This is a genomic window from Streptococcus oriscaviae, assembly GCF_018137985.1.
In the GTDB taxonomy this organism is placed as follows: Bacteria; Bacillota; Bacilli; order Lactobacillales; family Streptococcaceae; genus Streptococcus; species Streptococcus oriscaviae.
In genome coordinates this window covers 1,365,567-1,386,771 of the sequence record NZ_CP073084.1, presented here as the reverse complement: position 1 = coordinate 1,386,771, position 21,205 = coordinate 1,365,567, and the positions used below count along the sequence as shown (strand labels likewise).

General features: G+C 43.7%; 16 protein-coding genes, 17 tRNA genes and 3 rRNA genes. All 36 read left to right on the top strand.

What is annotated here, in order from left to right; genetic code table 11:
* Positions 1-17: 17 nt before the first annotated feature.
* The 36 genes from INT76_RS07185 (at position 18) to purC (ending at position 21,192) form a co-directional block, all read left to right on the top strand.
* Positions 18-290, top strand: coding sequence for an RNA-binding S4 domain-containing protein (locus INT76_RS07185; RefSeq protein WP_212569794.1), 273 nt, complete (start codon positions 18-20; stop codon positions 288-290).
* Positions 277-648: an FtsB family cell division protein gene (locus tag INT76_RS07180; RefSeq protein WP_212569793.1), complete on the top strand. Its 372-nt coding sequence runs from the start codon at positions 277-279 to the stop codon at positions 646-648. The genes INT76_RS07185 and INT76_RS07180 overlap by 14 nt, the downstream gene beginning before the upstream one ends.
* The gene (locus INT76_RS11170) at positions 645-770 is read left to right on the top strand and encodes an SP_0009 family protein (RefSeq protein WP_282960480.1); all 126 of its coding nucleotides are present in this window, start codon (positions 645-647) and stop codon (positions 768-770) included. Before INT76_RS07180 ends, INT76_RS11170 begins: the two co-directional genes overlap by 4 nt.
* A complete protein-coding gene (locus tag INT76_RS07175; protein ID WP_212569792.1) occupies positions 767-2,047 on the top strand; it encodes a serine hydrolase in 1,281 nt (426 codons plus the stop codon). Before INT76_RS11170 ends, INT76_RS07175 begins: the two co-directional genes overlap by 4 nt.
* A complete protein-coding gene (gene tilS, locus INT76_RS07170) occupies positions 2,044-3,315 on the top strand; it encodes a tRNA lysidine(34) synthetase TilS (RefSeq protein ID WP_212569791.1) in 1,272 nt (423 codons plus the stop codon). The genes INT76_RS07175 and tilS overlap by 4 nt, the downstream gene beginning before the upstream one ends.
* 7 nt (positions 3,316-3,322) lie before the next feature.
* Positions 3,323-3,865 carry a hypoxanthine phosphoribosyltransferase gene (gene hpt, locus INT76_RS07165; RefSeq protein ID WP_212569790.1) on the top strand — a complete coding sequence of 181 codons (543 nt, stop codon included), beginning with the start codon at positions 3,323-3,325 and terminating at the stop codon, positions 3,863-3,865.
* Positions 3,866-3,885: 20 nt separating this feature from the next.
* Entirely contained in the window at positions 3,886-5,859 is a 1,974-nt protein-coding gene (ftsH, locus tag INT76_RS07160; protein ID WP_212569789.1) for an ATP-dependent zinc metalloprotease FtsH, read from the top strand.
* Positions 5,860-6,199: 340 nt separating this feature from the next.
* Positions 6,200-7,756, top strand: a 16S ribosomal RNA gene (locus INT76_RS07155).
* Between the two features lie 196 nt (positions 7,757-7,952).
* A tRNA-Ala gene (locus INT76_RS07150) sits at positions 7,953-8,025 on the top strand.
* Positions 8,026-8,544: 519 nt separating this feature from the next.
* Positions 8,545-11,448 (top strand): 23S ribosomal RNA (locus INT76_RS07145).
* 91 nt (positions 11,449-11,539) lie between these two features.
* Positions 11,540-11,655: ribosomal RNA gene (gene rrf, locus INT76_RS07140) — 5S ribosomal RNA — on the top strand.
* The 16S, 23S and 5S rRNA genes sit together here with 17 tRNA genes alongside, the layout of an rRNA operon.
* A 42-nt stretch (positions 11,656-11,697) precedes the next feature.
* Positions 11,698-11,770, top strand: a tRNA-Val gene (locus INT76_RS07135).
* An 82-nt stretch (positions 11,771-11,852) separates the two neighbouring features.
* Positions 11,853-11,925: transfer RNA gene (locus tag INT76_RS07130), tRNA-Asp, on the top strand.
* Between the two features lie 52 nt (positions 11,926-11,977).
* Positions 11,978-12,050 (top strand) — tRNA-Lys (locus INT76_RS07125).
* A 4-nt stretch (positions 12,051-12,054) separates the two neighbouring features.
* Positions 12,055-12,136, top strand: a tRNA-Leu gene (locus tag INT76_RS07120).
* A 14-nt stretch (positions 12,137-12,150) separates the two neighbouring features.
* Positions 12,151-12,223: transfer RNA gene (locus INT76_RS07115), tRNA-Thr, on the top strand.
* Between the two features lie 6 nt (positions 12,224-12,229).
* Positions 12,230-12,301 (top strand) — tRNA-Gly (locus tag INT76_RS07110).
* Positions 12,302-12,309: 8 nt separating this feature from the next.
* Positions 12,310-12,393 (top strand) — tRNA-Leu (locus tag INT76_RS07105).
* 12 nt (positions 12,394-12,405) lie between these two features.
* A tRNA-Arg gene (locus tag INT76_RS07100) sits at positions 12,406-12,479 on the top strand.
* 47 nt (positions 12,480-12,526) lie between these two features.
* Positions 12,527-12,600 (top strand) — tRNA-Pro (locus tag INT76_RS07095).
* Positions 12,601-12,611: 11 nt separating this feature from the next.
* Positions 12,612-12,685: transfer RNA gene (locus INT76_RS07090), tRNA-Met, on the top strand.
* 12 nt (positions 12,686-12,697) lie between these two features.
* Positions 12,698-12,771 (top strand) — tRNA-Ile (locus INT76_RS07085).
* 4 nt (positions 12,772-12,775) lie between these two features.
* Positions 12,776-12,865, top strand: a tRNA-Ser gene (locus INT76_RS07080).
* A gap of 13 nt (positions 12,866-12,878) precedes the next feature.
* A tRNA-Met gene (locus INT76_RS07075) sits at positions 12,879-12,952 on the top strand.
* Positions 12,953-12,969: 17 nt separating this feature from the next.
* Positions 12,970-13,042 (top strand) — tRNA-Phe (locus tag INT76_RS07070).
* Positions 13,043-13,062: 20 nt separating this feature from the next.
* Positions 13,063-13,136: transfer RNA gene (locus tag INT76_RS07065), tRNA-Ile, on the top strand.
* A 14-nt stretch (positions 13,137-13,150) separates the two neighbouring features.
* A tRNA-Ser gene (locus INT76_RS07060) sits at positions 13,151-13,238 on the top strand.
* Between the two features lie 67 nt (positions 13,239-13,305).
* Positions 13,306-14,130 carry a rod shape-determining protein MreC gene (gene mreC / locus INT76_RS07055; RefSeq protein WP_212569788.1) on the top strand — a complete coding sequence of 275 codons (825 nt, stop codon included), beginning with the start codon at positions 13,306-13,308 and terminating at the stop codon, positions 14,128-14,130.
* Between the two features lie 2 nt (positions 14,131-14,132).
* A complete protein-coding gene (gene mreD, locus INT76_RS07050; protein ID WP_212569787.1) occupies positions 14,133-14,648 on the top strand; it encodes a rod shape-determining protein MreD in 516 nt (171 codons plus the stop codon).
* 84 nt (positions 14,649-14,732) lie between these two features.
* Complete coding sequence (gene pcsB, locus INT76_RS07045; RefSeq protein ID WP_212569786.1) at positions 14,733-15,944, top strand: peptidoglycan hydrolase PcsB; 1,212 nt, start codon at positions 14,733-14,735, stop codon at positions 15,942-15,944.
* Between the two features lie 161 nt (positions 15,945-16,105).
* On the top strand, positions 16,106-17,074 hold the full coding sequence (locus tag INT76_RS07040) for a ribose-phosphate diphosphokinase (protein ID WP_212569785.1): 969 nt from the start codon (positions 16,106-16,108) through the stop codon (positions 17,072-17,074).
* 105 nt (positions 17,075-17,179) lie between these two features.
* Positions 17,180-18,358, top strand: coding sequence for a pyridoxal phosphate-dependent aminotransferase (locus INT76_RS07035; protein ID WP_212569784.1), 1,179 nt, complete (start codon positions 17,180-17,182; stop codon positions 18,356-18,358).
* A complete protein-coding gene (recO, locus tag INT76_RS07030) occupies positions 18,345-19,124 on the top strand; it encodes a DNA repair protein RecO (protein ID WP_212569783.1) in 780 nt (259 codons plus the stop codon). Before INT76_RS07035 ends, recO begins: the two co-directional genes overlap by 14 nt.
* Positions 19,121-20,119 (top strand): phosphate acyltransferase PlsX, encoded by a 999-nt coding sequence (plsX, locus tag INT76_RS07025; protein ID WP_212569782.1) that lies wholly within the window; start codon positions 19,121-19,123, stop codon positions 20,117-20,119. Before recO ends, plsX begins: the two co-directional genes overlap by 4 nt.
* Position 20,120: 1 nt before the next feature.
* Positions 20,121-20,357, top strand: a complete 237-nt coding sequence (locus INT76_RS07020; protein WP_212569781.1) for a phosphopantetheine-binding protein — start codon at positions 20,121-20,123, stop codon at positions 20,355-20,357.
* Between the two features lie 127 nt (positions 20,358-20,484).
* Positions 20,485-21,192: a phosphoribosylaminoimidazolesuccinocarboxamide synthase gene (purC, locus tag INT76_RS07015; protein ID WP_212569780.1), complete on the top strand. Its 708-nt coding sequence runs from the start codon at positions 20,485-20,487 to the stop codon at positions 21,190-21,192.
* Positions 21,193-21,205: the final 13 nt, after the last annotated feature.

The window sequence follows — 21,205 nt, the reverse complement described above, 5'->3', positions numbered from 1 at the left end:
TGAGATGAGGTGAAATTATGCGATTAGATAAGTATTTAAAAGTATCTCGAATTATCAAACGTCGGACTGTTGCTAAAGAAGTTGCAGATAAGGGACGGATTAAGGTAAATGGTATTTTGGCCAAGTCATCAACTGATTTAAAAATCAATGATTTGATTGAAATTCGTTTCGGAAACAAGTTATTGACGGTTAAAGTTTTGGAAATGAAGGATAGTACAAAAAAAGAAGATGCCCTCAAAATGTATGAAATCATCAATGAAACAAGGATAGAGAAAGATGAAGAAGTCTAATATTCTCCAAATTAACAACCAGTTTATTCAAGATGAGTTGCAAAAAACAAAGACCTACCAGCAAGAAAAACGGCGAAAAAATCGTTTTATGGCTTCTATTTTAATATTGGTCATCTTTTTATTCATTCTTCCCACTTATAACTTGGTTGAAAGTTATAATACTCTGAAAAAAAATGAAGCCAAGTTGGTTGAATTGCAGAAACATCATGAAGAACTCTCTCAAGAAAAGAAAGTGGAAGAAGCTCTCTTAAAAAAACTTCAGGATGAGGATTATGCTGCTAAGTATATCCGCGCTCGCTATCAATTTTCAAAAGATGGTGAAATTGTTTACAACATTCCAGGATTATTGCCGAAATGACAGAAGATATTTTAAAAACCGTAGAAACTTTTTTACGCTACTCTGATGAAAAACTAGAAGAATTATCCAAAAAGAATCGAGAATTAAAATTAGAAGAACCGACTGGAAAGGAGGGGGCATGAAGAAACAGCTACTTGTATTATTATTTCCCGTATTATTTAGCCAAATTAAGGTAGACAGTACTGAAATTCCTTTTGAACCCCAACCAGAAATACAATACCAACTTACCTATAAAGAATATAGTAGTGACTTTCGTACCATACCTACCAATCCAAATGTCTATCAAGAAATCAATAGCTATCTTGACAGCGACTTGACAGAAGTTGCAGGCACCATTCATCCAAATGATAGACTAACGATAGTCGGCGTTGCTATCAACCAGTCTCAGAAGCTAGTTTTTGAGTTAGATAATCAAACCTATATCCCGGCTGATCAGTCTTTGATTTATGACGATAAAATTACTGATTATCTCCCTGTGGCAGGTGATTGGTGGTTAGAAAAAGATTTTCAAGTTTTTTCCAGTCCGATTGCTAACCAGGCTAAACCTGTATCGACCGATTTAAAGGCCTATCAATCCGTTCAAATCAGCGAGCTGGTTGCAACTCCCTTAGGTCAATTCGCCCATATTAGTGGCAAGGGATGGATCAGTACAGAGTATTTGACACAGACAGATAACCGTATTAAAGCTGTCGAAGAACTTTTACACAGCAAATACCAAACAGACACCATTTCTGTATATGTCAAGCAATTGTCAACCAACCAAGAAACAGGAATTCATGCAGACAAATTGATGTATTCTGCTAGTATCGCTAAGTTACCAATCCTTTATTATGTTCAGGAAGAATTGGATGCAGGTTACATTAACTTGACAGATAAATTACAGTACACAGACCAATCTATCACCTTCCCCGGATCTTATGCAACTGGCGGAAGCGGTTCTCTGCCTAAGACTCCTGATCAGGCTTATTACAGTCTGGAAGATTTGATTCAGCGAACAAGTAAGGAGTCGGACAATGTGGCAAGCAATTTGTTGGCCTACTACATCACTCATCAATTCGATGAAGATTACCAGTCAACTGTTTATGAAGCAACTGGACAAGTATGGGATATGTCTTCTCGTATGGCAACAGCCCGGATGGCAGGTTTGATGATGGAAGCTATCTACGAACAAGATGGGTATGTGTTAGAAAGTTTGTTAACTACGCAGTTTGACAACCAACGTATTTCGAAAGATATTGAGGTTCCAGTTGCCCATAAGATTGGAGATGCTGATGATGTGAAACACGACGTTGCAGTTGTTTATGCGGATTCTCCATTCATCCTTTCAATCTTTACAGACAAATCTAGCTATGAGATGATATCTCAAATCGCTAACGATATTTATGGGATTCTAAAATGATGAACAATCGATTTTTAAAAGTGGCACAGGATGGTCACTTTTTTGATAAGCATAAAAAAGTCTTAGTTGCTGTATCGGGAGGAAAAGATTCCATGAACCTCCTTCATCTCTTATTTCGTTTACAAAAGGAGTTGGAGATTAATCTTGGACTTGTTCACGTCAACCACAAACAGCGCCCCGAAGCAGACCAAGAAGAGGAGTACCTGAGAAATTGGGCTAGAGAACAAGAACTCCCCTTCTATTCTACAGCTTTTACAGATTCTTTTTCAGAACAGAAAGCAAGAAAATTCCGTTATCAATTTTTCCAGAAAGTGATGCAGGAAGAGGGGTATTCGGCCCTGGTAACAGCTCACCATGCAGATGACCAAGCAGAAACAATCTTTATGAGATTATTACGAGGAAGTCGCTGGATGCATCTGTCTGGGATTCAAGCTGTTCAAAAGTTTGCTGATGGAGAATTGATTCGCCCTCTGCTTAGTTTTTCCAAGACTGAGTTAGAAGACTTATTTCATTTCGAGGACGAAAGCAATGATTCTCTGATTTATTTTCGTAATCGTGTTCGTCATGCCTACTTACCCTTGATGCAGCAGGAAAACCCACAATTTTCCAAACAATTATTGGAATTTGGCAAAGAACAGCATCTCCTTCATCAAGCCCTCCTTGACTTGTCAGCTGGCATCGATCTAACAAATCTTCAAGTTTTTCGCCAACAAACAGAGGCTGTTCAATATGTTCTACTCCAACTTTATCTGGAAAAATTCCCTGACTTGCAGCTGAGCAAGTCCCAATTTGATATGGTAATGGCTATTTTGAGAACCAAGGCCAACTACCGACATAAGTTGAAATCAGGCTATTATTTGATAAAGGATTACGAACGATTTTCTATTACAAAAATCCTACCTCAGACGGATACTTTTTCTGAAAGTTACATGATAAAATCAGAAGGTATTGTTGAAATCGGTCGATTTCTTGTATCACTCAACCAACCCTTAGAAGGGGCGCAGCAAGTAATAAACTTAGAGCCGGACAAACCAATCCTAATCAGGAAGCGACAGGCAGGCGACACTATTCTCCTACATCAAGTCAACAAAAAACTACGCCGTCTTTTTATTGATAAAAAAATTTCACAAACAAGAAGAGAAGAGCCAATCGTGGTGGAACAAGATGGAAAAATCTACGGAATTCTGGATATCGCTATCAGTGATTTGAGTAAATCGTTAAAAAATGATATAATCAAAGCTACATTATATATAAAAATGAAAGAGTAGACGAAGCATGCTGGAAAAAGATATTAAAAAAGTTCTGATTACTGAAGAAGAAATTGCTGCAAAATGTAAAGAACTAGGTAAGGTCTTAACAGAAAACTATGCGGGTAAAAATCCTGTCTTGGTTGGCATTTTAAAGGGTTCTATTCCTTTTATGGCTGAATTGATAAAACACATTGACACGCACATTGAAACAGACTACATGGTAGTATCAAGCTATCACGGAGGAACTGAGAGCAGCGGCACTGTAAAAATTATCAAGGATCTGGATAAAACTATTTCTGGTCGCGATGTTCTTTTTATTGAAGATATCATTGATACAGGCCGTACTCTTAAAGAACTAAAAGAACTATTCTCGCTTCGTCAGGCTTCCTCTATTAAAATTGTGACTCTTCTTGATAAACCAGAAGGCCGCGTTGTAGAAATCGAACCAGACTATACTTGCTTTACTATTCCAAATGAATTTGTCGTTGGTTTCGGCTTGGACTACAATGAAAACTATCGTAATCTTCCTTACGTTGGTGTATTGAAAGAGGAAGTTTATTCAAATTAGAAAAAAGGTTATTCTTATTTATGAACAATCAACCAAATAAAGGATTTATCAGAAATCCTTTTCTCATTATTCTACTCATTGCTACTATTATTACAGGATTTCAATTTTTCCGTGCAGGTAGTCAGGTTGCCACTCATCAGATTAGTTACTCACAAGTTGTAGAAGAACTCAAAGATGGCAATGTAAAAGAAATTACCTACCAACCCAATAGTAGTGTGATTGAAATTACAGGAACCTATAAAACAGAAAAAGAAGCAGAGAGCGAATTGTCAAGCTCCATCAAGCTGTTTCAATTTTCAGATACGCAAAAATATAAAAAATTTACTTCTATTATATTAGCTGCAGATACAACCGTAGCCAATCTTGAAGCTCTAGCAGCAGAAAGTAATGTTAAGGTGACGGTGAAACCAGAAAGTTCAAATGGACTTTGGTTGAGTATTCTGGTCAATGTTTTCCCATTGGTTATCGTCGGCGTCTTCTTAATGATGATGATGAATCAAGGTGGAAACGGTGCGCGTGGTGCTATGAACTTTGGCCGCAACAAGGCCAAAGCTTTGGAACAAAGCAACATTAAAGTACGTTTTTCAGATGTAGCTGGCGCGGAAGAAGAAAAACAAGAATTGGTTGAAGTTGTTGAGTTTCTTAAAGATCCAAAACGCTTTACCAAGCTCGGCGCTCGCATTCCTGCTGGTGTCCTGCTAGAAGGCCCTCCAGGAACAGGTAAGACTTTGTTGGCTAAAGCTGTTGCCGGTGAAGCTGGTGTTCCATTCTTTTCTATATCTGGCTCGGACTTCGTAGAAATGTTTGTCGGTGTCGGTGCCAGCCGTGTTCGCTCTCTTTTTGAAGATGCAAAAAAAGCTGCCCCAGCCATTATCTTTATCGATGAAATTGATGCCGTAGGCCGTCAACGTGGCGTCGGTATGGGTGGAGGAAACGACGAACGAGAACAAACCCTCAACCAACTCCTTATTGAAATGGACGGTTTCGAGGGGAATGAAGGAATCATTGTTATCGCAGCTACCAACCGCAGCGACGTTCTGGATCCAGCTTTATTGCGTCCCGGACGTTTTGACCGCAAGATTTTGGTTGGTCGTCCAGACGTTAAAGGACGAGAAGCCATCCTTAAAGTTCACGCTAAAAACAAGCCTCTTGCTGACGATGTAGACCTAAAATTAGTAGCCCAGCAGACACCAGGGTTTGTCGGCGCTGATTTAGAAAACGTTCTAAACGAAGCTGCTCTTGTAGCCGCTCGTCGCAATAAGACAGTCATTGATGCTTCTGATATTGATGAAGCAGAAGATCGCGTGATAGCAGGACCATCCAAGAAAGATCGTCATATTTCTGCCCGTGAGCGTGAAATTGTAGCCTATCATGAAGCAGGCCATACCATCGTTGGACTTGTTCTATCAAATGCTCGTGAAGTACATAAGGTTACTATCGTACCGCGCGGTCGCGCAGGTGGTTATATGATTGCTCTTCCAAAAGAAGATCAAATGTTACTTTCTAAAGACGATATGAAGGAGCAATTGGCAGGTCTGATGGGCGGTCGAGTAGCCGAAGAAATCATTTTCAATGTTCAAACAACTGGCGCTGCAAACGATTTTGAACAAGCTACTCAAATGGCTCGTGCTATGGTAGCTGAGTACGGTATGAGTGAAAAAATGGGTCCAATGCAGTATGAAGGAAATCATTCAATGTTTGGCGGCTATACGACACCAAAACATATTTCTGAACAAACTGCTTATGAGTTGGATAATGAAGTGCGCAATCTCTTAAATGAAGCCCGCAACAAGGCTGCTGAAATCATTCAAGCCAACCGTGATACCCACAAGCTTATTGCAGATGCCCTCTTGAAATACGAAACACTGGATAGTATTCAAATCAAATCTCTTTACGAGACCGGTCAGATGCCTTCAACTTCTGAGACAGAAGAAGAAGCTCGCCCTCTTTCTTATGATGAAGTAAAAGAAAAAATGCAACAAGCAGATGAATAAAACAAAGAGGTTGGGTTTGGGCCCAACCTCTAATTAATTGCTCAAACCATAAAGTCTGCAAAATCCCAGACTAAAACCGCCCTGTTTTAACCAAAAAATAATAGTATTATAAATAGAAAAATGATTGTAAACTTTTTTCAAAAAAAGGAGAAAAAGTAGTTGACAGGGTCGTAGGTATCTGATATACTGATATAGTTGTCGCCTGATGAGGGCGAGCACAAGACCTTTGAAAATTAAAGAAGACGAACCAAACGTGCAGGGTGATTTATCTAAGAGATAAATCGTCAATGACAAAACAATAAACGGATAAGCCAGAGTGCTTAGCCGGACAAACGATTATTTAAATGAGAGTTTGATCCTGGCTCAGGACGAACGCTGGCGGCGTGCCTAATACATGCAAGTGGAACGCATGGTGGATACCGGAGCTTGCTCCACCATTCATCATGAGTCGCGAACGGGTGAGTAACGCGTAGGTAACCTGCCTCATAGCGGGGGATAACTATTGGAAACGATAGCTAATACCGCATAACAGTATTTATCGCATGGTAAATACTTGAAAGGAGCAAATGCTTCACTATGAGATGGACCTGCGTTGTATTAGCTAGTTGGTGGGGTAACGGCTCACCAAGGCGACGATACATAGCCGACCTGAGAGGGTGATCGGCCACACTGGGACTGAGACACGGCCCAGACTCCTACGGGAGGCAGCAGTAGGGAATCTTCGGCAATGGGGGGAACCCTGACCGAGCAACGCCGCGTGAGTGAAGAAGGTTTTCGGATCGTAAAGCTCTGTTGTAAGAGAAGAACGAGTGTGAGAGTGGAAAGTTCACACAGTGACGGTAACTTACCAGAAAGGGACGGCTAACTACGTGCCAGCAGCCGCGGTAATACGTAGGTCCCGAGCGTTGTCCGGATTTATTGGGCGTAAAGCGAGCGCAGGCGGTTTGATAAGTCTGAAGTAAAAGGCTGTGGCTTAACCATAGTACGCTTTGGAAACTGTCAAACTTGAGTGCAGAAGGGGAGAGTGGAATTCCATGTGTAGCGGTGAAATGCGTAGATATATGGAGGAACACCGGTGGCGAAAGCGGCTCTCTGGTCTGTAACTGACGCTGAGGCTCGAAAGCGTGGGTAGCGAACAGGATTAGATACCCTGGTAGTCCACGCCGTAAACGATGAGTGCTAGGTGTTGGGTCCTTTCCGGGACTCAGTGCCGCAGCTAACGCATTAAGCACTCCGCCTGGGGAGTACGGCCGCAAGGCTGAAACTCAAAGGAATTGACGGGGGCCCGCACAAGCGGTGGAGCATGTGGTTTAATTCGAAGCAACGCGAAGAACCTTACCAGGTCTTGACATCCCGATGCCCGCTCTAGAGATAGAGTTTTACTTCGGTACATCGGTGACAGGTGGTGCATGGTTGTCGTCAGCTCGTGTCGTGAGATGTTGGGTTAAGTCCCGCAACGAGCGCAACCCCTATTGTTAGTTGCCATCATTAAGTTGGGCACTCTAGCGAGACTGCCGGTAATAAACCGGAGGAAGGTGGGGATGACGTCAAATCATCATGCCCCTTATGACCTGGGCTACACACGTGCTACAATGGCTGGTACAACGAGTCGCAAGTCGGTGACGGCAAGCTAATCTCTTAAAGCCAGTCTCAGTTCGGATTGTAGGCTGCAACTCGCCTACATGAAGTCGGAATCGCTAGTAATCGCGGATCAGCACGCCGCGGTGAATACGTTCCCGGGCCTTGTACACACCGCCCGTCACACCACGAGAGTTTGTAACACCCGAAGTCGGTGAGGTAACCTATTAGGAGCCAGCCGCCTAAGGTGGGATAGATGATTGGGGTGAAGTCGTAACAAGGTAGCCGTATCGGAAGGTGCGGCTGGATCACCTCCTTTCTAAGGAAATGGAAACCTGTACGTTAGTCTTCTTTAATTTTGAGAGGTCTTGTGGGGCCTTAGCTCAGCTAAGCGAAACCGTTAGGTTGAAGCTTTGTCGAAACTAGCGGAGCTAGTGCACGACAGGGACCAGCGTCTCAAGAAATGATATTATATCGAAACAATTAAATACGTTAACAGGTACATTAACATGTACGGGGCCTTAGCTCAGCTGGGAGAGCGCCTGCTTTGCACGCAGGAGGTCAGCGGTTCGATCCCGCTAGGCTCCATTATCTAGGATACAAAGAGATGTTCGGCTTGCCGACATTTCTGTAGAAAAATAGGGAACTGACGCAGTGTGCTTGACACACAAGGCAGTTCATCATTTTTCCTAAGAAATGAATCTCGTGTTCAACTAGATAAGATGATATTTGAATACGAACCTAAACTTTCTAGGAATAAGTCGAAACCATCTAGTGTCTTATGGACACGTCGCTGGTTCACTCCTTATTCTACGCAAGTTTTGCGCAAGTCGCACCGGTTCTTAATATCATGTATTTGTCCATTGAAAATTGAATATCTATCAAACAATCCTGATATATCTGAGAAGATATATTAAGAATAGTAACAAGAAAATAAACCGAAAACGCTGTGACTATTTAATGAGTTTAAACAAGTTACGAAGACGTTAAGAAATCCGTATGAAAATAGGAAACTAACGCAGTGTGTCTTGCACACAAGTCAGTTTATCATTTTCACTAGGATTTTAGTCTGAGTACAATTTCTAGTTTAGAAAAAACTAGTAATAAGGTTAAGTTAATAAGGGCGCACGGTGGATGCCTTGGCACTAGGAGCCGATGAAGGACGTGACAAACGACGAAATGCTTTGGGGAGCTGTAAGTGAGCATTGATCCAGAGATGTCCGAATGGGGGAACCCACTAGCTACTGGCTAGTATCCCTACCTGTTAAGGGTAGCGGAGGGAAGACGCAGTGAACTGAAACATCTAAGTAGCTGCAGGAAGAGAAAGCAAAAGCGATTGCCTTAGTAGCGGCGAGCGAAAAGGCAGGAGGGCAAACCGAGAAGTTTACTTCTCGGGGTTGTAGGACTGTAACGTGGACGGATAGAGTATAGAAGAATGGCATGGGAAGGTCAGCCAAAGAGAGTGAGAGCCTCGTATTCGAAATAGTCTATCTACCTAACAGTATCCTGAGTACGGCGAGACACGCGAAATCTCGTCGGAATCTGGGAGGACCATCTCCCAACCCTAAATACTCCCTAGTGACCGATAGTGAACCAGTACCGTGAGGGAAAGGTGAAAAGCACCCCGGAAGGGGAGTGAAATAGAACCTGAAACCGTGTGCCTACAAGAAGTTCGAGCCCGTTAATGGGTGAGAGCGTGCCTTTTGTAGAATGAACCGGCGAGTTACGATATGATGCGAGGTTAAGTTGAAGAGACGGAGCCGTAGGGAAACCGAGTCTGAAAAGGGCGGATTAGTATTATGTCGTAGACCCGAAACCATGTGACCTACCCATGAGCAGGTTGAAGGTGCGGTAAGACGCACTGGAGGACCGAACCAGGGCACGTTGAAAAGTGCTTGGATGACTTGTGGGTAGCGGAGAAATTCCAAACGAACTTGGAGATAGCTGGTTCTCTCCGAAATAGCTTTAGGGCTAGCGTCGATATGTAAGAATCTTGGAGGTAGAGCACTGTTTGGATGAGGGGGCCATCTCGGTTTACTGATTTCAGATAAACTCCGAATGCCAACGATTCATGATCGGCAGTCAGACTGCGAGTGCTAAGATCCGTAGTCGAAAGGGAAACAGCCCAGACCACCAGCTAAGGTCCCAAAATAATTGTTAAGTGGAAAAGGATGTGGGGTTGCACAGACAACTAGGATGTTAGCTTAGAAGCAGCTATTCATTCAAAGAGTGCGTAATAGCTCACTAGTCGAGTGACCCTGCGCCGAAAATGTACCGGGGCTAAAACAATTTACCGAAGCTGTGGATAACACTTAGGTGTTATGGTAGGAGAGCGTTCTATGTGTGGAGAAGGTATACCGTGAGGAGTGCTGGAACGCATAGAAGTGAGAATGCCGGTATGAGTAGCGCAAGATGGGTGAGAATCCCATCCACCGTAAGACTAAGGTTTCCAGGGGAAGGCTCGTCCGCCCTGGGTTAGTCGGGACCTAAGGAGAGACCGAAGGGTGTATCCGATGGACAACAGGTTGATATTCCTGTACTAGAGTATGAAGTGATGGAGGGACGCAGTAGGCTAACTAAACCCAGCGAATGGAAGTGCTGGGCTAAGCAGTGAGGTGTGAAATGAGTCAAATGCTTATTTCTGTAACATTGAGCTGTGATGGGGAGCGAAGATTAGTAGCGAAGTTAGTGACGTCACACTGCCGAGAAAAGCTTCTAGCGTTGTATCATACTCTACCCGTACCGCAAACCGACACAGGTAGTCGAGGCGAGTAGCCTCAGGTGATCGAGAGAACTCTCGTTAAGGAACTCGGCAAAATGACCCCGTAACTTCGGGAGAAGGGGTGCTCAGCTAAGCTGAGCCGCAGTGAATAGGCCCAAGCAACTGTTTATCAAAAACACAGCTCTCTGCTAAATCGTAAGATGATGTATAGGGGGTGACGCCTGCCCGGTGCTGGAAGGTTAAGAGGAGGGTTTAGCGTAAGCGAAGATCTGAATTGAAGCCCCAGTAAACGGCGGCCGTAACTATAACGGTCCTAAGGTAGCGAAATTCCTTGTCGGGTAAGTTCCGACCCGCACGAAAGGCGTAATGATTTGGGCACTGTCTCAACGAGAGACTCGGTGAAATTTTAGTACCTGTGAAGATGCAGGTTACCCGCGACAGGACGGAAAGACCCCATGGAGCTTTACTGCAGTTTGATATTGAGTATCTGTACCACATGTACAGGATAGGTAGGAGCCAATGAAGTCGGGACGCCAGTTTCGACAGAGGCGCTGTTGGGATACTACCCTTGTGTTATGGCTACTCTAACCCGGTAGGTTTATCATCTACGGAGACAGTGTCTGACGGGCAGTTTGACTGGGGCGGTCGCCTCCTAAAAGGTAACGGAGGCGCCCAAAGGTTCCCTCAGATTGGTTGGAAATCAATCGCAGAGTGTAAAGGTATAAGGGAGCTTGACTGCGAGAGCTACAACTCGAGCAGGGACGAAAGTCGGGCTTAGTGATCCGGTGGTTCCGTATGGAAGGGCCATCGCTCAACGGATAAAAGCTACCCTGGGGATAACAGGCTTATCTCCCCCAAGAGTTCACATCGACGGGGAGGTTTGGCACCTCGATGTCGGCTCGTCGCATCCTGGGGCTGTAGTCGGTCCCAAGGGTTGGGCTGTTCGCCCATTAAAGCGGCACGCGAGCTGGGTTCAGAACGTCGTGAGACAGTTCGGTCCCTATCCGTCGCGGGCGTAGGAAATTTGAGAGGATCTGCTCCTAGTACGAGAGGACCAGAGTGGACTTACCGCTGGTGTACCAGTTGTCTCGCCAGAGGCATCGCTGGGTAGCTATGTAGGGAAGGGATAAACGCTGAAAGCATCTAAGTGTGAAACCCACCTCAAGATGAGATTTCCCATAACTTTATGTTAGTAAGAGCCCTGAGAGAAGATCAGGTAGATAGGTTGGGAGTGGAAGCGTGGCGACATGTGAAGCGGACCAATACTAATCGCTCGAGGACTTATCCGAAGAAAAGTCCAGCATCGGTTATCTTGTAGGTAGATATTCAATTTTGAGTTGACAAATATGGAAGAATATTTTATACTCAGACAGTAACGAGTTAAGTGACGATAGCCTAGGAGATACACCTGTACCCATGCCGAACACAGCAGTTAAGCCCTAGAACGCCTGAAGTAGTTGGGGGTTGCCCCCTGTGAGATACGGTAGTCGCTTAGCACATAGGGAGTTTAGCTCAGTTGAGTTAGGCTCTTTACCCTTGGGAGTTTAGCTCAGCTGGGAGAGCATCTGCCTTACAAGCAGAGGGTCAGCGGTTCGATCCCGTTAACTCCCATAAGTTATGAAGACATTAAGAAATCCGTACAAGAAAAGGAAGTTTATCTTTTACTAGGATTTTAGTCTGAATACAATTAATAGGTCCCGTAGTGTAGCGGTTATCACGTCGCCCTGTCACGGCGAAGATCGCGGGTTCGATTCCCGTCGGGACCGTTCAAAATGTCTGGGAGACATTTTGAAGAAGTAAGAAGAATAGATTGATTCAGACTCGTTAGCTCAGTTGGTAGAGCAATTGACTTTTAATCAATGGGTCGCTGGTTCGAGCCCAGCACGAGTCATTATGCGGGTTTGGCGGAATTGGCAGACGCACCAGATTTAGGATCTGGCGCTTTCGGGCGTGGGGGTTCAAGTCCCTTAACCCGCATAGGAAAGAAATAAGCCGGCTTAGCTCAGTTGGTAGAGCATCTGATTTGTAATCAGAGGGTCGCGTGTTCAAGTCATGTAGCCGGCATTCAATGCGAACGTAGTTCAGTGGTAGAACACCACCTTGCCAAGGTGGGGGTCGCGGGTTCGAATCCCGTCGTTCGCTTAGGCGAGGCCGGGGTGGCGGAACAGGCAGACGCACAGGACTTAAAATCCTGCGATGGCAACATCGTACCGGTTCGATCCCGGTCCTCGGCATAGTAATAGAGCGCACCCTTAGCTCAACTGGATAGAGTACCTGACTACGAATCAGGCGGTTAGAGGTTCGACTCCTCTAGGGTGCATGACTCGCTTAATGGCAACATTAGGGGAGATTTATTTTTAATGGCATCGGGAAGTAGCTCAGCTTGGTAGAGTACTTGGTTTGGGACCAAGGTGTCGCAGGTTCGAATCCTGTCTTCCCGATTGTTTTATATGGCGGTGTAGCTCAGCTGGCTAGAGCGTCCGGTTCATACCCGGGAGGTCGGGGGTTCGATCCCCTTCGCCGCTATAACTTGTTGCTGGACCTTTAGCTCAGCTGGTTAGAGCTCTCGGCTCATAACCGAGCGGTCGTAGGTTCAAGTCCTACAAGGTCCATATTGGAGGATTACCCAAGTCCGGCTGAAGGGAACGGTCTTGAAAACCGTCAGGCGTGTAAAAGCGTGCGTGGGTTCGAATCCCACATCCTCCTTGAATAGTAATAACGCGGGATGGAGCAGCTAGGTAGCTCGTCGGGCTCATAACCCGAAGGTCGTAGGTTCAAATCCTGCTCCCGCAATTTCCGATTGTGGATATGGCTCGGTAGCTCAGTTGGTAGAGCAATGGATTGAAGCTCCATGTGTCGGCGGTTCGATTCCGTCTCGCGCCATTTTTCCCAAGTTCTACCTTGGGCGCGTAGCTCAGATGGTTAGAGCGCACGCCTGATAAGCGTGAGGTCGGTGGTTCGATTCCACTCGTGCCCATCATATTTTACAATGGAGAATTACTCAAGAGGCTGAAGAGGACGGTTTGCTAAATCGTTAGGTCGGGTAACTGGCGCGAGGGTTCGAATCCCTCATTCTCCGTAATTTGACGAGATTATCTTCTGATATTCTCGTTTTCTTATATCTAGGTGCTTGGTTGGGTGGTTTTATGAATAAAATATCTCGTTTGATTATCGCTGGTTCTATCTTTCTGGTTTTGTCGTTAACCTTGTTGTTTTTAACTTTTGGTAAAGGAATCCGGATTCCTTATTTAACAGACGGGATTCATTTTGTGCTGTCTCCCATCCACAATCTGCTTGCAAAGCCGACTCAATTTCTTTCTGAGCAAAAGGATGTTCTGTCGGATTTGATAGAGGCTTATGATGAGAATAAAGAATTGAAACAGACGGTATCTAGCTTGGAAAGTCAAATTGCTGAAAAGGATACTTTGGTCAAAGAAAATGAAAGTTTGCGCCAGAGTCTGGGTATGGTGGAGATGCATGCAGATAAGCATTTTATTCCAGGATTTGTATCTGTCCGGACACCTGCGTCATGGAGCAAGCAAATGATCATTGATCTTGGGCAAAACGATGGGGTCAGCAAGAGCATGTTGGTCGTTGCCAATGGAGGTCTTGTAGGGATTGTGACTTCTGTTGAGGCCGAATCAGCGGTTGTCAAACTCTTGTCTAATTCTGATGAGTTCACTAAAATTCCTATTAAAGTTTCCATCAATTCAAAGGAAATTTATGGTATTTTAGCTGGTTATGATACAGATAGCAATAGCTTTATTATCAATCAGTTGAATGGAACGGATGATATTCCTATTGGTAGTGAAGTAGTTACCAGTGATTTGGCAGGTACTACCCCCTCTAATATCCAAATTGGAAAAGTTATTTCTGTTAAGAGCAGCACGGATAATTTGAATAGAGAATTGTATGTTGAACCGGCAGCGGATTTCTCAAATCTTTATTCTATACTGGTGGTGGGGAATTAGTTATGACAAAAAAATATATTTCCTATTTTGCCCCGCTGATTTTATTTGTTGCCTTTTTAATTGATGGGCAGCTGTCTACGCTACTAATCAACTGGGCGCCAGACAGAGTGATTATTGCTAGTCATTTGCTGCTGATGGCGGGGATTTTTTTGACCCAGTATTTACCAATTTCTTATATGATTGTGTTGTTTACTTTACTCGGTTTGAGCTATGATTTGTACTACTTGGGTGTTTTGGGTATTGCAACGACACTGTTTCCTTTGATGGCTTATATAGTGTATTATTTCCATCAGGAGTTGGGGTTTAAGCGGATTACAAATTTAATTCTCTTGTTGGTTTTGGTCTTTGGATTTGAGTTTACAAGCTTTCTCTTTGCTCGTTTGTTTCATATGACCAATCTGTCAATGTTTATCTTTGTTTTTTATAATTTGGTACCGACATTGGTCTTTAATTTCTTGCTGTTGCTGATTTTCCAACCTCTTTTCGAAAGGTTTTTTGGAATTACAAATAAGACATAGAAATGTAATAAATGCGTAATATTATTACGCGTTTTTTTTGTTAAAATGGTATAGTCAATAAGATTAGAGGAGTTATAGCACTGTATGAAGAAAAAAATTCTCGCCACCTTACTGTTAAGTACAATTGTAATGACGAATGTTGGAAATGCGGCTGTAGTAAGCGCTAATGATGTAGACAACCAGATTACAGCACAAGACAATAAAATCAACGCGATTACAGCTCAACAGGCTGCAGCTCAGGCTCAAGTGGACGAAATTCAAGCGCAAGTTAATACGATTCTTGCGGAACAGGAAAAACTGACAGCTGAAAACGAGCGTTTGGAAGCAGAATCTCGCTCTCTCAGTGCAGATATTGAGCGTCTGTCAGCAGATATTGTTTCTCGTGATGCAGCTTTGAAAGAACAAGCGCGTAGCGCACAGACAGATGGGTCGGCAACGAGCTATATCAACACTATTTTGGATTCGAAATCTATCGTTGATGCAGTATCTCGTGTGAATGCGATGCGTGAGATTGTTTCAGCAAACAACCGTATGTTGGAACAGCAAAAAGCTGATAAAGAAGAAATTGCTGAAAAGCAAAAAACAAACCAAGAAGCGATCAATACAGTTGCAGCTAACCGTCAAAAATTGGCGGATGATGCGCAAGTCTTGCAAGTAAAACAAGCGGATCTTCAGGTTGCACAATTGAACTTGGCGGCTGAAAAGGCAACTGCGGAAAATGAAAAGGCTTCTTTGTTAGAACAAAAGGCAGCTGCAGAAGCAGCTGCAAAGGCAGCAGCAGAACAGCAAGCGGCTTACCAAGCTCAACAAGCAGCCTTGGCTCAGCAGCAACAACAGCCGGTTGCAGCACCAACTGTTGTTCCTTCTTCAAGTGCATCGAGCGATGATGGTGGTTCGGTTTCAACCTATACACCAGTTGCAACGACAACAAGTAGTAGTTCAGCGGCGGCTAATAACGCTCGTTATGATGCTTCATCTTATCCAGTTGGTGAATGTACTTGGGGTGTGAAATCACAATTGTCATGGGTTGGTCCATATTGGGGTGATGCAAAACACTGGCTTGCTTCAGCAGCTGCGGAAGGCTTCCGCACAGGAACAACTCCACAAGTAGGTGCTATCGCAGTTTGGACAGGTGGCTACTACGGTCACGTTGCTTTGGTTATTGCAGTTGAAAGTTCAACCAATATTCAAGTTTCTGAATCAAACTACATGGGACGCCGTTATGTTGGTAACCATCGTGGTTGGTTTAACCCAACAACTACTTCAGAGGGTGCGGTGTTCTACATTTACCCATAAGCATGAAAAATCTAGACTGCTCTTGATAGTCATATCAGGAGTGGTCTTATTTTTTATGATAGAAACTATAAGGAGATGGATTGAGTCATCTTTTTTATTTTTGTTTGAAAATTGTTCCAAAAAGGTTTACAATAGAAAGGTAGAAAAGATAGGAGGCAGTCATGGCGTTTAACGACTTAAAGTTGTTTGCACTTTCGTCGAATCAAAAGCTTGCAGCTACAGTAGCACAGAAGATAGGAATTCCTTTGGGGAAATCAACCGTTCGTCAATTTTCAGATGGTGAAATTCAGGTAAATATTGAAGAATCCATTCGTGGTAGCCATGTATTTATCCTTCAGTCAACCAGTTCACCCGTTAATGACAACTTGATGGAGATTTTAATTATGGTGGATGCTTTGAAACGAGCATCTGCGGAGTCGGTAAATGTTGTAATTCCATATTATGGATATGCGCGCCAAGACCGGAAGGCACGCTCTCGTGAACCAATCACTTCAAAACTAGTTGCTAACATGTTAGAAATAGCTGGGGTGAATCGCTTGTTGACGATTGACTTGCACGCTGCTCAAATCCAGGGATTCTTTGATATTCCTGTGGATCACTTGATGGGAGCGCCCTTGATTGCGGATTATTTTGAGCGTCGAGGGATGACGGGAGAAGGATATGTTGTTGTTTCTCCTGACCATGGTGGTGTGACTAGGGCGCGTAAATTGGCTCAATTCTTGAAAACACCGATTGCCATTATTGATAAGCGTCGGAGTGTGGATAAGATGAACACTTCCGAGGTGATGAACATTATTGGTAATATTGATGGTAAAACGTGTATCTTGATTGATGATATGATTGATACGGCTGGAACCATCTGTCATGCGGCAGATGCTCTTGCAGATGCGGGAGCAACAGCGGTTTATGCTTCTTGTACTCACCCTGTTTTGTCTGGGCCTGCTATGGATAATATTAGTCGGTCGGCTATTGAGAAGCTGGTTGTTTTGGATACGATTGAGATTCCTGAAGATCGTTTGATTGATAAGATTGAGCAAATTTCTACTGCGGATTTATTGGCGGATGCGATTATCCGTATTCATGAAAAACGTCCGCTTTCTCCTCTGTTTGAGACAGCAACAGGGAAATAGCCAAAATAGATAGGAAGTTCTTCTTTTGGAGGGCTTCTTTTCTATTATCCATTTTCAGAAAATTATATTATAATAGTAGTACCTTAGTTTGAGGGGAGGAAGAGAATGGATTTAAGTCATCGTTTTAACAAGAATTTAAATCGAATTGAGGTATCAATGATTCGGCAGTTCGATCAGTCTATCTCGGATATTCCGGGAATTTTGAAACTGACTTTGGGAGAACCTGATTTTACGACACCAGGTCATGTGAAGGAGGCAGCTAAGGCTGCTATTGATGCGGATAAGAGCTACTATACTGGGATGGCAGGTTTGCTGGAACTACGTCAGGCGGCGGCTGAGTTTGTGGCGGAAAAGTATGGTTTGACTTACAATCCAGATAATGAAATCCTGTCAACTATTGGAGCGACAGAGGCTCTTTCTGCTAGTCTAGTGGCGATTTTGGAGGCGGGAGATACTGTTCTTTTGCCAGCTCCAGCTTATCCGGGCTATGAGCCAATCGTCAATATGGTGGGAGCCGATATTGTTGAGATCGATACTACGGCCAATGATTTTGTTCTGACTCCTGAGATGCTGGAAGAAGCTATTGTGGAGCAGGGGGATAGGCTTAAGGCAGTTATTCTCAATTATCCAGCAAATCCAACAGGGGTAACCTATTCTCGTGAGCAAATTGTTGCTTTTGCAGATGTGCTTCGGAAATATCCTGTCTTCGTCTTGTCTGATGAAGTGTATGCGGAATTGACTTATACTGGGCAACCCCATGTATCCATTGCCGAATATTTGCCTGAACAGACCATCTTAATTCAAGGTTTGTCCAAATCCCATGCGATGACAGGGTGGCGGATTGGGTTGATTCTATCGCAAGCAGCAATCATTGCGCAGATTATTAAGAGCCATCAGTATTTGGTGACGGCGGCAGCGACTCCGATGCAGTATGGAGCCCTTGAAGCGTTGAAAAACGGTAAGAACGACGCTTTACCAATGCGTCAGGAATACATACAGCGGCGTGATTATATCATCGATAAGATGACGGACATGGGCTTTAAAATTATTAAACCGGATGGAGCGTTTTATATTTTTGCTAAGATTCCAGCAGGATACAATCAGGATTCGTTTTCTTTCTTGCAGGAATTTGCACGAAAAAAAGCCGTTGCTTTTATTCCAGGAGCTGCTTTTGGTCAGTATGGGGAAGGTTATATCCGTATTTCTTACGCTGCTAGTATGGAAAAAATCCAGATTGCGATGGAGCGCTTGAAGGAATTTTTGGAAGAAGATGGAACGAATTGAAACAAGAGGGCTTGTCCTTTACAATCGAAATTTTCGTGAAGATGACAAGTTGGTCAAGATTTTTACGGAAAAGGCTGGGAAGCGGATGTTTTTCGTGAAACATGCTTCTAAGTCTAAGCTGGTGGTCTCTATTCAGCCGATGACTTATGCAGATTTTATTGTGAAAATCAACGAGGATGGCCTCAGCTATATCGAGGATTTTCATCAGGTTCAGGCCTTTAAACAAATCAATCAGGATATTTTTCGTTTAAGTTATGCGACCTATGTGTTGGCTTTGGCCGATGCTTGTTTGCAGGATAAGGTGTATGATCCAGCTCTTTTTGCCTTCTTAGTCAAGACCTTGGATTTAATGGAGGCGGGTTTGGACTATGAGGTTTTGACGAATATTTTTGAAATTCAGTTGCTAGGGCGGTTTGGGGTTTCGCTCAATTTTCATGAATGTGCTATCTGCCATCGGGTGGGCTTGCCTTTTGATTTTTCCTACCGCTATGCAGGGCTGCTCTGCCCGCAACACTATCACCAAGATGAACGCAGGCTTCATCTGGATCCTAATGTCCCTTATTTGATTGAGCGATTTCAGGCTATTTCTTTTGATGAGTTGGAAACAATTTCCCTCAAGGAGGAGATGAAGCAAAAGCTACGCCTTTTTATCGATCAAATCTATGAAGAGTACGTCGGGATTCACTTGAAATCTAAGAAATTTATTGATGACTTGTCCTCCTGGGGGCAAATCATGAAACCAAGAGAAACAGGGGAAGAAAAATGAAACGAATTGCAGTAGATGCTATGGGTGGAGATCACGCTCCTCAGGCTATTGTGGAGGGAGTTAATCGCGCCTTGGCAGAATTTCCAGATGTGGAAATTCAACTCTATGGGGATCAGGCTAAGATTCAGCAATATTTAACAGCAACAGATCGGGTATCTATCATCCACACAGATGAGAAAATCAACTCAGACGATGAGCCGGTCAAGGCTATCCGTCGGAAAAAAACAGCTTCAATGGTATTAGCGACGCAGGCTGTTAAGGATGGGAATGCAGATGCTATCTTATCTGCAGGCAATACAGGTGCTCTGCTAGCGGCGGGAGTCTTTGTGGTAGGGCGTATCAAGAACATTGACCGTCCGGGCTTGATGTCCACTTTGCCGACCATGGATGGTAGTGGGTTTGATATGATGGATTTGGGAGCAAATGCGGAAAACACCGCCCACCATCTCTATCAGTATGCGATTTTAGGTTCTTTCTATGCTGAACATGTTCGGGGAATCAAGCGACCGCGCGTGGGCTTGTTGAACAACGGTACGGAAGAAACCAAGGGAACTCCAGTTCATCAAGAAGCCTTTGCTTTGTTAAATCAAGAACCATCTATTCATTTCATCGGAAATGTAGAGGCGCGTGAGTTGCTCAATGGAGTAGCGGATGTGGTGGTGACGGATGGTTTCACGGGAAACGCTGTCTTAAAAACCATTGAAGGAACTGCGAAGAGCATCGTCGGCCAGCTGACAGGCGCTATTAAAAACGGTGGTCTTCAGGCAAAAATGGGCGGCTTGCTCATCAAATCAACACTCAAAACGGCTCTAGGTACTATGGATTATAAGAAGGCTGGAGGAGCAGTCCTTTTGGGACTTAAGGCACCTGTTATCAAGGCTCATGGTTCTAGTGATGCAACGGCCATTTACTACACCATCAAACAGGTTCGGACGATGCTCCAGTCCGATGTCGTGCAAAAATCGGTTGAAAAGTTTTCTGTAGTGGAGGAATAAGATGACAAAAGAGGAAGTATATCAACGTGTAGAGGAAATTATTCAGGAAGAAAAAGGTGGGGACTTTAGTGTCCGTCCAGATCTGTCCTTGAATGATGTGGCAGAAGATTCTGTTGAAATTATGGAATTTGTCATCACCTTGGAAGATGAATTTAGTGTGGATGTGCCAGACGCTGCCATTGAGCGATTTGAAATCCTGTCTGACATTGTGGATTATATTTATGAAAACAAAAAATAACGTTCGTAATTTACGGACGTTATTTCTTTTGTGTAGGCGTATTCATAGCGTGATTCTTGAATAAGCGAATATTCTGTGATAAAATAGAGTAACAGACTGATTTATAATATGAAAGGCGAACGTTTTAATGAAGGGCGAATTACTTTACTCTGGAAAAGCGAAGGATATTTTTGCTACTGAAGATGAACACTTGATTCTATCTGCTTACAAGGATCAGGCAACAGCTTTTAACGGTGGTATGAAGGAGCAGATTGTTGGTAAGGGGAAGCTCAATAACCAAATTTCTTCTCTCATCTTTGAGAAGATGGAAGAGGCAGGTTTTGCTACTCACTTTGTTAAGAAGGTATCAGAAACTGAGCAGCTCAACAAGAAGGTGGACATCATCCCGCTTGAGGTGGTTTTGCGTAACTATACAGCAGGTTCTTTTGCCAAACGTTTCGGAGTTTCTGAAGGAATCAAGCTGAGCCGGCCAATCGTTGAATTTTACTATAAGAAGGATGAGTTGGACGATCCTTTTATCAATGACGAGCATATTTATTTTTTGGGATTGGCAAGTCCGGAGGAGTTGGCCTATATTAAGGCAGAAACGCGCTTAATCAATGCTTTTTTACTTGATTTATTTGGGCAGATTGATTTGACTTTGGTCGATTTCAAGTTGGAATTTGGTTATGATAAGTCAGGGAAAATTATCTTGGCAGACGAGTTTTCCCCAGACAATTGTAGGCTTTGGGATGCACAGGGAAATCGTTTGGACAAGGACGTTTTTCGTCGGGGTCTGGGGGATTTGACTGAGGTTTACCAAGTGGTATTGGAAAAATTGCAAGAAGTAGTTTAAAAGGAAAAAGGAA

Bases quoted from the DNA above. Each gene is read 5' to 3' on its own strand.
- INT76_RS07185 (WP_212569794.1), top strand. From the start codon at position 18: ATGCGATTAGATAAGTATTTAAAAGTATCTCGAATTATCAAACGTCGG.
- INT76_RS07180 (WP_212569793.1), top strand. From the start codon at position 277: ATGAAGAAGTCTAATATTCTCCAAATTAACAACCAGTTTATTCAAGAT.
- INT76_RS11170 (WP_282960480.1), top strand. From the start codon at position 645: ATGACAGAAGATATTTTAAAAACCGTAGAAACTTTTTTACGCTACTCT.
- INT76_RS07175 (WP_212569792.1), top strand. From the start codon at position 767: ATGAAGAAACAGCTACTTGTATTATTATTTCCCGTATTATTTAGCCAA.
- tilS (WP_212569791.1), top strand. From the start codon at position 2,044: ATGATGAACAATCGATTTTTAAAAGTGGCACAGGATGGTCACTTTTTT.
- hpt (WP_212569790.1), top strand. From the start codon at position 3,323: ATGCTGGAAAAAGATATTAAAAAAGTTCTGATTACTGAAGAAGAAATT.
- ftsH (WP_212569789.1), top strand. From the start codon at position 3,886: ATGAACAATCAACCAAATAAAGGATTTATCAGAAATCCTTTTCTCATT.
- mreC (WP_212569788.1), top strand. From the start codon at position 13,306: ATGAATAAAATATCTCGTTTGATTATCGCTGGTTCTATCTTTCTGGTT.
- mreD (WP_212569787.1), top strand. From the start codon at position 14,133: ATGACAAAAAAATATATTTCCTATTTTGCCCCGCTGATTTTATTTGTT.
- pcsB (WP_212569786.1), top strand. From the start codon at position 14,733: ATGAAGAAAAAAATTCTCGCCACCTTACTGTTAAGTACAATTGTAATG.
- INT76_RS07040 (WP_212569785.1), top strand. From the start codon at position 16,106: ATGGCGTTTAACGACTTAAAGTTGTTTGCACTTTCGTCGAATCAAAAG.
- INT76_RS07035 (WP_212569784.1), top strand. From the start codon at position 17,180: ATGGATTTAAGTCATCGTTTTAACAAGAATTTAAATCGAATTGAGGTA.
- recO (WP_212569783.1), top strand. From the start codon at position 18,345: ATGGAACGAATTGAAACAAGAGGGCTTGTCCTTTACAATCGAAATTTT.
- plsX (WP_212569782.1), top strand. From the start codon at position 19,121: ATGAAACGAATTGCAGTAGATGCTATGGGTGGAGATCACGCTCCTCAG.
- INT76_RS07020 (WP_212569781.1), top strand. From the start codon at position 20,121: ATGACAAAAGAGGAAGTATATCAACGTGTAGAGGAAATTATTCAGGAA.
- purC (WP_212569780.1), top strand. From the start codon at position 20,485: ATGAAGGGCGAATTACTTTACTCTGGAAAAGCGAAGGATATTTTTGCT.